An 11,748-nucleotide genomic window follows, 5' to 3' on the forward strand; every position below is an offset into this window, starting at 1 on the left:
GCCCGCCTCCTTCGCGGTTCGGTCGGTGGCGGCCGGGGAGACGATGCGGTCTCCCCGGCAGCACGGTCAACTGGTCCTGGATCAGGTGGACTTGATGGTGAAGTTGGCGCCGGACTTGGTGTTCACCGTCGTCGAGCCCGCGTAGTAGGCGTGCAGGGTGTGCGTACCCCGGCTCAGCCTCGGCAGGGTGAGGGTCACCTTGCCGCCGCTCAGCGTGCCGGTCGCGATGATCCGGCTGCCCTCGTAGACGCGGACGGTGCCGGTCGGCGTGGTGCCGGTCGCGGTGACCTTGACGGTGACCTTCGCGCGGGCGGTGTGGCCGATCGAGGCGGGCGCGGTCTTGGAGACCGCCGGGGTCGCCTTGGTGATCTTCAGGGAGACGGTCGCCGAGGAGGTGTTGAGCTTGGCCGCACCGGCGTAGGAGACGGTCAGGCTGTGCGTGGCGACCTTGAGGTGGTTCGACACGTTGACGGTGACCTTGCCGGAGCTGTTCAGCGTGCCGGTGCCGACGACCGTCGAGCCGTCCTTCACGGTGACCTTGCCGCTCGGGACCACACCGTGCGTGCCGGTGACGGTGACCGCGACCTTCGGGGTCACGCCGTACGCGGTGGTGGCGGTGGCCGCCTTGGTGGTGCTCGCGTACTTGACCGCGCCGGTCCAACTGGCCGCGGTGCCGGCGCCGTTGACGTTGTTGGCGGTGACCGTGGCGGTGTAGGTGCCGGTGGCGAGACCGGTGAAGGAGTACGACGTGGTGGAGGCCGCGACGTCCTTGGTGGCGACGAGGCCGCCGTCCGCGTCGGTCAGCGTGATCCGGTAGTCGGTGACCGGCATGGCCGGGACGATGCTGTTCGGGGTCCAGCTGAGCTTGAGGCTCGCGTCGCCGAGCGTGGACTTCAGGGTGGGCGCGTTCGGCACCGAGTGGTCGAAGGAGCTGGACTCCTCCAGGCCGCCGAGCTTGGCGTGCTTGGCGACGGAGACGGAGCCGTTGTAGGACTCGTTGACGAAGCCGAACTTGGCGATGACCGACTCGGCGGCGTCCGACGCCAGCTGCGCGGTGTGGCTGCCGCTGGTGACGAAGACGTCGTACAGGTCCTTGTCGTAGAAGATGCTGGTCGGGTCGATCGCCCGGCTCGGCACGACGTTGTAGACGTCACGGCCGAACGTCGCGTTCTCGTAGTAGGCGTTGACCGGGGCCAGCTTGCCGTTCACCGTGGTGACCGGGCTGGTGGCACCGTCGTCGCCGGGCAGCTGCACGGAGGCCAGGTGACCGCCGGCGGCTGCCGCCGTCTTGCTGTAGTCGGGGGAGACGCCGTTGTTCTGGGCGATCCAGGAACCGACGGAGAACGGGACGAGCGCGCCGTCCTCGGTGAGGGCCGCGTTGGCCTGGTTCTCCTGGACGACGCCGATGCTCACGGGGACGTCGTTGTCGGCCACGCCGATCGCGTTCAGGAAGAACTTGCGGGTGCCGGAGCCGGACTGCGGGATCTTCGGGTGCACGGTCTGGCCGTTCACCACGGTCAGCGCACCGATGTAGACGTCGTGCAGCTGCTTCACGGTCAGGGTGTCCAGGCCCGAGCCCTTGACCGCGACGCCGACCGCGTCACGCGCCATCGGGATGTAGGTGAGCGAGGTGCCGGAGCTGGACGGACCGCCGGAGGAGCGGGCGAAGTCGACCTGGCCCTTGACCGAGGCACCTGAGGAGTCCAGGTCGCCGGTGAGCGACTCGCTCAGGGCGGTGCGGCCGGCGCCGGAGCCGTTCGGGCGCAGGAAGGTCGTGCCGCCGGTGCGGGTGGTGATCTTCGTGCCGGTGGCGCCGGTGCCCGGCTCGATCGCGTCGTAGGACGCGATGCCCGCGCCGTTCGTCGACTTCACGCCGGTGGCGGAGTAGCTGGTGCCGTTGACGGTGTCACCGGCCAGGGCGTTGGTGACGTCCTGGGTTGTGTCCGAGCCGACGCCGACGAGCTGGCGGAAGGTCCCGACGGGGGTGGGGTCGGCGGACGCCGGGCTCGCCAGAGCCAGCGTGCCGGACACCACGGCGGCGGCGACCATGGCCGCCGAGAGGCGCATTCTGCGCATTGCGGTTCTCCAGAAGGTGTGCGAGGTGACGTGACATCGGATGGATCTGGGAGGGTGGTGCGAGCCGTCCGCCCCGACTGCCTTTCGGGGCGGACGGCCGTTCATGGGGAGTTCTCAACTCCGTGAGGGGCAGCGCCCCTTCAGGGGCGCGGGGCTGTGTCAATCTGCGGCTCCGCCGCGTGGGCGCGACCAGCCACGACGGGCCCGCAGCCGACGAACTCCCGTCTGCACGGAGCTCATTGACAACCGCCCACCACCAGCGAACGGCGCACCAACCCCGGCCACAGCACCGAGCACCGCACCAACCGGCACCGCATAGCGCAGCGGACTCGCAGGGTCGGCAGGCGTCGTACCCGCCGCCGTGGTCGCAACGGCCTGACCTCCGCCGTACGACGCCGACGCACTTGGCGAGACACTCGCGCCGACGCCACCGGCACCGGCACCCGTACCCGCGCCGCCCGCCGTACCACCGCTGCCACCGGCGGAGCCACCCGCACCGCTGCCCGAGGCGGAGGTACCCCCGGCGGCCGAGCCGCCCCCACCCGTGGACTTCGGAGCGGTGTAGGCGATGAGCGCGTCGGCCGCCTTGCCGGCCTGGGCACGCAGCTTCACGGTGAGCGGGGCGTAGCCGTAGGGAAGCCTGCCCGGATCGGCCCCCTGGGTCTGGCCGGCGCCGGAGGCGTACCGCAGCAGCGCCGCGTAGTCCTGGCGGGCGGCCTTGCTCACCTTGCCGGGCCGCACCGCCGCGTACACCAGCTCGGTCAGCGGATAGGCGCCCTTCGCCGTGGCGTTCGCCGGGGTGACCTCGGGGACGCCGGAGCCGGTGGCGGTCGTCGCCGCCGCGGTCAGGGCGGCCGTGGTCGGGGCCACGTACGTGCCCGCGCTGTTCTTCAGCAGGGCGGTCTGCAGGCCGTAGCGGGCTGCGGAGGCCGCGTCCGTGATCGTGATGACGAAGCGCGAACCGACGATCTGCGGGCCGGAGTTCTTGTACGCCGGCGGGGTGGCCAGCGGGTCCCAGGTGGACTTCCACAGGGTGTCCGCGCGGCGGGCGTGCAGGGCGCCGGCGTGCATGTCCTCCACATAGGGGTGGAAGTCGATCATGCACTGCTTGTTCGTCGCGGGCGCGCCCGAGCCCGGCGGGATCGTGCACCACGGGTCGCTCTTCGGGTAGTCGTCGGTGCTCGACGGGTCGAAGGCGGTGCCGATCGGGTTCAGGTCCGCGTTGGTGCTGTAGTACGGGTTGACCCGCATCCCGTCGTCGTCGGGGACACCGGCGAGGAACTGCCGGGCGTCCAGGTCGGCGAGGATCCACTGCCAGATCGCACGGGCGGAGTCGGAGTGGCCGAGCGAGGTCAGCAGGTCGGTGTCGGTGGCGGGGGTCTCGGCGACCGACAGGTAGGCGAACTCCGGGTTCAGCGCGATGAATTCGGGGTCCGTGGCGAGCCCGGACGGGTTCTTCCGCGCCCAGCCGTACCCCTTGACCGCCGTACCGCTGATGACCGAACCCCAGGTGGAGCTGCGGTACGACTCGGTGAGCAGCTTGGCGACCAGGCGGGCGTTCAGCTTGATGGACTCGACCTTGGTGCCGTCTAGTTTCTCCTCGGACGGCGGTGCCCCGGACGAGGATCTGCGTTCGATCGTGAACCCGATGACGGCTCCGGAGAGGACGACCGGCGCGTACGTCGTCGTGTCCGATGGCGCTGTCGTGCCCGTGTCGGCCCCGAGTCTCCGGGTGGTGAACGCGAGACCCGTCGAACCGTCCGCGATCAGCCGGGACCGGGTGTCGGGTTCGCCGAACTCGGTGTAGCTGTACACCTTGCCGACCGAGCAGAGTTCGGCCTGCCAGCTGGTCATCGCGTCCGCCACCAACTCACTGCCGGTGGTGGGGCGTTCGTCGGCGCCAAGGGGGCAGTTGGTGCCCACGCTGTTGAAGTCCAGCTTTATCGCGACCCGGTTGTGCCAGTTGGTGGAGGAGACCGGGGAGCCGGCGTTGACCTGGCTCTGGTCCGCGTACGGCTTGCCGTCCAGGTCAAGATGACCCTGCGGGACGATCACCAGCCAGCAGGAACGGGGCTTGGTGACGCCGTTGGTGGTGACGGGCACGCCGCAGCCGAGATGGGGTGCCTCGTTGGCCGTCTGGACCTCGAAGAACTCCTTGCCGGTGCCGTCGGCGCCGGTGCGGGCGAAGTCGACCTCGTTGGTGGTGTTACGGCTGAAGAACTTGTTGTTCTGGGTGTTGGTGGTGATCGTCGTGCCGTCCACCGACTTGAAGGGGACCTCACCGGGGGCGTTCGGGTTGGCGGCGCCGTACCGGTTGTCCTGGCCGTAGTTGGTGGGGTCGGCGCTGTAGAAGATCTGCCGGGTGTCGTCCTGGCCGTTGCCCGGCCAGCTGCTCCGGTCGGTGGTCGGGGAGGCGCCGTACTGGCACTGGGTGCGCGACGGGCCGGGGTTGGCGGGGACCGTGCCGTCGTCGTCGCCCCAGCACTGCATGATCTGCACGTAGTCGGTGTTGAAGAGGGTGCCCGCGAAGGTGGTGGGTGTGCCGCCCGTCCAACTCACCGTCACCGCCTGGCTGGTGAGGTGGGTCGTCTGGTCGACGGTGAACTTCATGTCCTTGAACTCGCCGCGGCCGGAGACGGTGACCGCGGAGCTTGCCGCCGCGGCTGTGGCGGGCGGGGCGGACTGTCCTACGGCGAGACCGACGAGGGCGCCGATGGCTGCGCCGGCGATGAGGCGGAGCAACAGCCTCGGCTTCGCCTTCGGCCCCGATGTGTTTCCCACCCGCACCGCCCGTGCGGCTTTCGTCGTCGGGTGCGGGTGGCCCCCGCTCGGCGTGCTCGCCGTCGGCGGGTGCCGGTCTTCGGGTGTCCTCGTCATCGCGAACTCCCCTCGTCCTGGCGGTCGTTGGTTCGGGCCGTGATCAGGCGGGAGGCGATCGACGGGAGCAGGAGGAGGCCCAGGATCAGGACGGCCGCCAGCAGCATCAGGGTCTGGGTGGTGGTCCAGCCGTGTTCCGTGGAGACCGCGACCGGCTGGGCGAGGGCGACCGTGCCGTCCGCCGCGACTGCCGCCGTGCCGGTGCCTGTGCCGCCGGCACCGGTGCCGGTTCCGCCGGAGGCCAGGGCCTGGCCGGTGTCCGGGTCCACGGAGGGTTGCGCGGAGGTGCCGCCGCTCGTCGTGTCGCCGGTGGTCGTGCCGGTGGCGGTGCCGCCCGTGGTGCCGCCGGACGTGCTGGTGCCGCCCGAACTCCCGTTGCCGGTGGACGACTTGGCGCCGCCGCTGCCCGTCGTGCAGGCCGTCGCGCCCTGCTTGTCGCAGGCCGACGGATACGGCGCGGTCTCCGCGAGCTTGTTGCGGCCGTCGGTGGTGAAGGTCGGGTTGTTGCAGTTCTTGATGTTGATGTTCTGCGTCCGCACACCCGGGATACGGCGGATCTGGTCGAAGCCCGCCTTCACCAGGTTGATCGGGAGGGGTGAGTAGCCGAGCGAGGGCGCCTGTTGCTGGCCCTGGCACATGAAGTAGTAGGAGAAGGCGCCCAGCGTCTTGCCCTTGTCCTTCGTGAACGTGCCCTGCACCTTCAGCGGCAGGATCATGTACGAGTAGCTGGAGAGTGGGTAGTTGCGCCGGTCGGTGTCGTTGTAGACGCCGTTGAGCTGCTGGGTGAGGTAGTCGGCCGACGACCTGTTCGTGTTGATCTTCGCCTTGAGGAGCGAGACGGCGACGTTCTTCGGGGTCGGTTCGGTGTAGTAGCCCGCGTGGTTGAGGACCTTGGCGACCGGATAGTGCGCGTTGAGGGCGTAGGAGTAGTTGACGTAACCGATCGCGCCCTCGCCGTAGTTCTGGGCGATGTAGCCGGCCACGCCGAGGTCGCCGGACTGGGCGATCATGCCGGAGACGGTCGGGTAGTACGAGGTCTGCCCGCAGGCGCCCGAGCGGCCGACCTTCGCGCAGTACGCGTTCCACAGCGACTTGTGCTGGGCGGCCATCCACATCGTGAACTGGGCGGTGGAGCCCGAGCCGTCGGAGCGGACCACCGGCACGATCGTGCGGTGCGGGAGCTGGAGCCCCGGGTTGTCGGCCTTGATCACCGGGTCGTCCCAGGTCTTGATCGCGCCGGTGAAGATCTTGGTGACGACGGCGCCGGAGAGGCGGAGATTGGTGACCCGCTTGCCGTTGACGGTCAGGTGGTACATGAACACCGTGCCGCCGGCCACGATCGGCATGTAGGCGTACGACCCCGAGCCGGGGCGTTCCGCCGCGCTGCCGTCGGTGGGGTGGGTCTGGAACGGGATGTCAGACACCGCGAAGTCGACGGTCCCGCTGAGGAATTGGCGCCGTCCGTCGGAGGAACCCGTACCGGCGTAACTGATCCGCATGCCGTACTGGTTGACCGCGCGGCGCCACTCGTCGACGGCGTTCTCCGCCCAGGTGGAGCCGGCGCCGGCGATGGGGGTGTAGCTGTCGGCGGCGGCCGGTCCGGCGAGTGGCCCTGCCAGTAGGGCGGTGAGGGCGGTCATGATCGCGGCGAGGGTTCCCAGTGCCCGTAGGCGGCGGAGAGGGGCGGTGAGGTGGCTGGGCATCAGTCGGTCGTCTCTCCGGGCGCGGGCGGGTGGGTGGCGGGGTTTTCGTTCCCACCCGCACCACCCGTGACAGTCGTGTCGTCGGGTGCGGGTGGCCCCTGTGGGGCGGGTTCGCCGTCGGCGGCTGCGGGTGGTTCGTGGCCTCCGCGCGCGCTCTCCGTGTCGGCTTCGCCGTCACTGCGTGCGCTGTGGGTGGCGGTCTCGTTGCCGGGTGCGGGTGGCCCTTGTGGGGCGGGTTCGCCGTCGGAGGGTGCGGGTGGTTGGGGGGCGGTGGGGGTGGCTGCGGGTGGTTCGTGGCTTTCGTGTGCGCTCTCCGTGTCGGCTTCGCCGTTACTGCGTGCGCTGTGGGTGGCGGTCGTGTTGTCGGGTGCGGGTGGCTCCTGTGGGGTGGGCTCGCCGTCCGCGGGTGTGGGTGGTTCGTACGGATGGGTGGGGGTGGTTGCCGATGATTCATGGGGATGGGTGTTGAACAACGACAGTCCTGGGCCCCGGAGTTCGTCGAAACGGGCCGCGTCGCGGCGGGAGGCGCGGGCCGTGCGGCGGGCCTGGCTGCGGGTCTGCTGGCCCGGGCCTCGGCCGCCGATCACGCGGGCGATCACGAAGAGCACCAGGACCAGGGCCATCAGCACCGCCGCCGCCCCGAACCCGCGGGCGATCATCGCCGGTTCGGGGGAGCGGACGAAGCTGAAGACCGCGAGGGGGAGGGAGATCATCGGGCCGTGCAGCGGGTCGTAGTTGGTGGCGGCTGTGAAGCCCGCCGTGAGCAGGACCGGGGACGTCTCGCCGATGCCGCGGGCCGTGCCGAGGATGACCGCCGTGGCGAGTCCCGAGCGCGCGGTCGGCAGGACCACGTGCCAGACCGTGCGCCAGCGCGGTGCGCCCAGCGCCTCCGCCGCCTCGGTGAGCGTGCCGGGGACGAGGCGTAGGACCACGTCCGCCGCCCGGATCACGATCGGCAGCATCATCACGCTGATCGCGAAGCCTGCCGCAAGTCCCGACTTCTCCATGCCTAGTTGGAGGACCCAGACGGCGTAGACCATGAGGCCGGCCACGATGGACGGCAGTGCGGTCATCGCCTCGACGATGGTGCGGACGAAGCGGGAGAACCTGCCGGGGATCTGGTTGAGGTACACCGCACAGGCCAGCCCCAGCGGGACGGTGATCAGCAGCGCGATGGTGATCATCAGCAGGGTGCCGACCATCGCGTGGGCGATACCGCCTACGCCGAGAGGGTCCAGCGGGCCCGCCGCCTGCATGTCCTGGTGGAAGAAGTTGAGGTACGTGAGCGCCTCGCGGCCCCGCCAGAGGGTGAAGCCGACGACCAGAGCGAGTGCGGAGAACAGCAGGCCCGCCGCCGTCCACAGCACCACCGTCATCACCCGGTCCCGTACCGCCTGCCCGTTCTCCTCCAGGCCGGTGAGCACGCCGTACACGACGAGGAAGACCACGTACCAGGTGACGGTGAAGCCCAACGCCCCGGAGAACGGGGCCAGTTCACCGAACAGCAGCACGCTCACGCACAGGCCGGACACCGCCGCCCCGCACAGCGCCAGCACCCCGGAGCGGGTGGGGCCGCCGATCCGTCGCGGTACGTCCGGGAGTTGGGCGACGGGAGCTTCCAACTCCGGCGCCACCACTGCCTCTTCTACGACCGTCATCTCATGCCTCGCTCTGCGCGCCGGACCGCGAGCGGGCCGCGATCGTGGAGGCGGTGAAGTTGACCGCCAGGGTGAGCAGGAACAGCGCCAGGCCCGCCGCCATCAGCGCCGACATGCCGAAGGAGGAGGCGTCGCCGTAGTGCAGGGCGATGAGGGAGGAGACCGAGTTGGAGCCGGTCTGCAGGATGTGCGGCTGGATCACGAAGACCGGCGAGATGATCATGTAGACGGCGATCGTCTCGCCCATCGCCCGGCCGAGCCCCAGCATCGTGCCGCCGATCATGCCGCCCTTGCCGTAGGGCAGGACGACCGCGCGGATCATGCCCCAGCGGGTGGCGCCTAGCGCGTAGGCGCCCTCGCGTTCGCCGGCCGGTGCCTGGGCGAAGACCTCGCGCATCACCGAGCACTGGATGGGCGCCACCATCAGCGCGACGACGATCCCGGCGACGAACGCCGACGCGGTGTAGACGCTCGCGGAGGCGAGTGGATCGCCCGGGTGGGTGCCGTCGACCTTGAACAGGGGGATCCAGCCGAACCAGTCGGACAGCCAGCGCGACAGCCCGATCACATGTGCCTGGAGGAAGAAGAGGCCCCAGAGGCCGTAGACGACGGACGGGACCGCCGCCATCAGGTCCACCAGGCTCACCAGGGTGCGGCGCAGGCCGCGCGGGGCCACGTCGGAGATGAACAGGGCCGTGCCGACGGCCAGGGGTACGGAGATCGTGACCGCTACGGCGGCGATCAGCAGGGTGCCGGTGAGCACGGCCGCGATGCCGAACCTGTGGACGTCCGGCTGCCATTGGGCCGTCGTCAGGAACGAGGGGCCGGTGGCGCGCAGCGCCTGGGTGGCCCTCAGCAGCAGGAACAGTCCTACGGCGGCCATGATGCCGAGGACGACGATCCCGGTGGCAGTCAACTGGTAACGGAACACCCGGTCGCCGAGCCCGCGAGCGGCCTGTGGCCGCCTGGGCGGCGGATCGAGCACGGGTCTGTGGGGCTCCTTTCTGCCGGAGCCCTTCTGCGCGGACAGCACGTGTCCCCCCACCTAAGGAAACGAGACGAAACGGGACGAAGCGAAACGAGGCGCTTCGCGACTTCCGGGTGGATGCCGCGCGAAGTGAGTCAATGGCCGGATTCTTTCGGCGCAGAGCTTCGTATGTGGAGGATTAGTGAACGGGTCATGTCACTTCAGTGGGGCTGCTGTGGAGGAGGCGCCGACGAGAGCACTCCTGGGGGCCGTCGGGCATCTTGCTTCCGCCGGGCAACCTGGCGGGCCGGAACACTGCCGGAGAGCGCACAAGCGCTTGCCGCGCGGGCCGGGGCAGAGTTGGGGCCATGACCGACGTCCACGAAGTGCACTGCCGTGCCCGCCCACGCCGCGCCCTGTGGCTGTCCGTGGCGTTCGCGGCGGCGGGCTCGGGGGCGTCGGCGGTGTGGACGGCGTATCGCGGACCGAGTGTGTTGTGGCTGGTCGTCGGCGGGTCGTTCGCGGTCATCGGTCTCGTGTCGCTGTACCTGGTCACCGCCCGGGTGAGTGCCGACGCGCGCGGGCTGCGCTCCTGGACTCTGCTGCGCCGCTGGAGCGTGCCCTGGCCCGAGGTCGCCGAGCTGCGGATACGGCTGAGGCGCAGGAGCGGCTCGCGGGGCGGGCAGATCCGTCGTGTCGGTGTGCTGCTGCGGGACGGGCGACGTCGGACGCTGCCGCTGCCGGTCGCGACCGGACCGTATGAACTCGACTTGTTCCAGGAGCAGTTGGCCGCTCTTCGCGCGCTGCACCAGCGTCACGGAACCGGGGTACCGGAGTCGGCGGCCGTCCCCGTCGTCTCGGACCGCACCGCCGGGCGCGGCTGGGCGGGGGCGGCGGTCCTGTGGTGCGCGGTGCTGCTGGTGGGCGCGGGCGTGGCCGCCGCGTTCGTGTCGGACACCGCGGCCGACCAGCGGGCGTGGCGCGCGGCCGTCCCGTGCACCACCGCGACCCCGGCCGCACAGCGCCGGGAGTGTCTGACCTACACGTCGGCCGTGATCGCGCGGACCGACCCCAACCGGCCCAAGAAGTCCAGCTGGGTGTACTTCACCGACGACCGGCCGTTCAGACGTCTTGAGGTCCCGGTCGAGGCCGCCGACGGTTTCCACGCGGGTGACAAGGTCCAACTGACGTTCTGGCGTGGCGAGGTGAGGGCCGTCACCGGCTCACGGTACGTCTGGCACCGGCACGTCCCGAACGCCGGCACCCTGGCCGTCATGTCGGCCCTCGCCGTCCTCGCCGCGGGCTACCCCGGTGCGCTGACCGTGCAGCGGGTGCGCGGACGCCGACTGCCCGACGACGAAGTCCTGCCCTCCGCCCTGCCGTTCGGGTTCGCCCTCGCCGGTACGGCCCTGTGGCTGGTGCCGCTCTGCTATCTCCACCCCACGACCCTGCTCGCCTCACCCACCACGATCGGCTGGCTGACGGCGGGCACGCTCGGCTCGGCCGCGCTGCTGACCTGGGCCTGGCGCGAGACCCGGATCCGCCCGGCCCTCCCGGTCGACGGGGTCGAACCGGCCGTAGAACTCCCCGAGTTGGACGGGGAGGTGTTCGTGTCCGCCCGCTTCCTCGAACACACCGACTACAACCCGCACGGCTTCGGCACCCATATCGCCCTCGGTGACGGGCCGCCCGCGGTGACCCCGGGTCCTGGCCGGTTCGCGGCCCGCCGGATTCCGGTGGAACGGCTCACCGTCAAGGCCGTACGACGGGCCCGGGGCGGCGACGGTGACACCGTCCCTGGCGACTGGCACATCGCCGAACTCGACGACGGGGGCCGCCCGGTCCGCCTCGCGGCGGCACCGGACGACCTGACCCGCGTCCTGCACGAACTGGCGGCGGTGCGAGAGGTGTCGTAGGGCGCCGGGGCGTAGGCCTCAGTCCTGCTTGGGTCCGGCCTGCTGGACCACCTCGAAGGTCCACAGCGTGGCGTCCGTCGCGGCGGGCTTCGGGCGCTCGCCCTGCGCGGATCCGTCCTGGGGCGTGCCGCGGTGGGCGGCCTGGCCCATGCCGGACATCCACTTCTGGAAGTCCTCCTCGGCGCGCCAGCGGGTGTAGACGAGGTAGGTGTCGGTGCCCTCGACGGGCCGGAGCAGTTCGAACCACTCGAAGCCGTCCGAGCCGTCCACCGTCCCGGCGCGGTTCGCGAACCGCTTCTCCAGCGTCTCGCGCTGCTCCTCGGGGACGGTGAGTACGTTGATCTTGACGATGCTCATGGGCCCATTGTCCCAGCGCCGTCACCCGACCCGGTGAACTGGCGTGTCCTCCGGGGCGGTTGTGTGCCGAACGGCCGTCACCGGCCGTCCTCTTTCGGGTGATCCGTGGACGACATAACGGACGTAACGTTTCCTCACTTCGGTCGCTGAGCTGCGTTTTTGCTGGTGGGGAGGGCATTTTGGCTTGCGTGTTC

Annotated in this window: 7 protein-coding genes; 1 reads left to right on the plus strand and 6 read right to left on the minus strand. The window is 70.5% G+C overall.

Annotated elements, in window-relative coordinates; translation table 11 throughout:
- Positions 1–81: 81 nt before the first annotated feature.
- The 5 genes from OC490_RS20410 to pstC all read right to left on the minus strand — a co-directional run bounded on the left by OC490_RS20410 (position 82) and on the right by pstC (position 9,299).
- Positions 82–2,076, minus strand: a complete 1,995-nt coding sequence (locus tag OC490_RS20410) for an Ig-like domain repeat protein (RefSeq protein WP_262059396.1) — start codon at positions 2,074–2,076, stop codon at positions 82–84.
- A gap of 159 nt (positions 2,077–2,235) precedes the next feature.
- A complete protein-coding gene (locus tag OC490_RS20415; protein ID WP_262059397.1) occupies positions 2,236–4,953 on the minus strand; it encodes a hypothetical protein in 2,718 nt (905 codons plus the stop codon).
- The gene (locus OC490_RS20420; protein ID WP_262059398.1) at positions 4,950–6,656 is read right to left on the minus strand and encodes a phosphate ABC transporter substrate-binding protein PstS; all 1,707 of its coding nucleotides are present in this window, start codon (positions 6,654–6,656) and stop codon (positions 4,950–4,952) included. Before OC490_RS20420 ends, OC490_RS20415 begins: the two co-directional genes overlap by 4 nt.
- The gene (gene pstA, locus OC490_RS20425; RefSeq protein WP_262059399.1) at positions 6,656–8,314 is read right to left on the minus strand and encodes a phosphate ABC transporter permease PstA; all 1,659 of its coding nucleotides are present in this window, start codon (positions 8,312–8,314) and stop codon (positions 6,656–6,658) included. The genes OC490_RS20420 and pstA overlap by 1 nt, the downstream gene beginning before the upstream one ends.
- Position 8,315: 1 nt before the next feature.
- Positions 8,316–9,299 carry a phosphate ABC transporter permease subunit PstC gene (pstC, locus tag OC490_RS20430; RefSeq protein ID WP_262059400.1) on the minus strand — a complete coding sequence of 328 codons (984 nt, stop codon included), beginning with the start codon at positions 9,297–9,299 and terminating at the stop codon, positions 8,316–8,318.
- A gap of 350 nt (positions 9,300–9,649) precedes the next feature.
- Between pstC and OC490_RS20435 the strand changes: the two genes are divergently transcribed.
- The gene (locus OC490_RS20435) at positions 9,650–11,197 is read left to right on the plus strand and encodes a PH domain-containing protein (protein ID WP_262059401.1); all 1,548 of its coding nucleotides are present in this window, start codon (positions 9,650–9,652) and stop codon (positions 11,195–11,197) included.
- Between the two features lie 18 nt (positions 11,198–11,215).
- Here OC490_RS20435 and OC490_RS20440 read toward each other — a convergent pair whose 3' ends face one another.
- Positions 11,216–11,554 carry an antibiotic biosynthesis monooxygenase family protein gene (locus OC490_RS20440; RefSeq protein ID WP_262059402.1) on the minus strand — a complete coding sequence of 113 codons (339 nt, stop codon included), beginning with the start codon at positions 11,552–11,554 and terminating at the stop codon, positions 11,216–11,218.
- Positions 11,555–11,748 lie beyond the last annotated feature (194 nt).

This window comes from Streptomyces sp. STR69, assembly GCF_024519455.1.
Lineage (GTDB): Bacteria > Actinomycetota > Actinomycetes > Streptomycetales > Streptomycetaceae > Streptomyces.

What these genes read in the sequence shown, in the direction of transcription:
- OC490_RS20440 (WP_262059402.1), bottom strand. Translation starts at nt 11,554, where the DNA reads ATGAGCATCGTCAAGATCAACGTACTCACCGTCCCCGAGGAGCAGCGC.
- OC490_RS20420 (WP_262059398.1), bottom strand. Translation starts at nt 6,656, where the DNA reads ATGCCCAGCCACCTCACCGCCCCTCTCCGCCGCCTACGGGCACTGGGA.
- OC490_RS20415 (WP_262059397.1), bottom strand. Translation starts at nt 4,953, where the DNA reads ATGACGAGGACACCCGAAGACCGGCACCCGCCGACGGCGAGCACGCCG.
- OC490_RS20435 (WP_262059401.1), top strand. Translation starts at nt 9,650, where the DNA reads ATGACCGACGTCCACGAAGTGCACTGCCGTGCCCGCCCACGCCGCGCC.
- OC490_RS20410 (WP_262059396.1), bottom strand. Translation starts at nt 2,076, where the DNA reads ATGCGCAGAATGCGCCTCTCGGCGGCCATGGTCGCCGCCGCCGTGGTG.
- pstA (WP_262059399.1), bottom strand. Translation starts at nt 8,314, where the DNA reads ATGACGGTCGTAGAAGAGGCAGTGGTGGCGCCGGAGTTGGAAGCTCCC.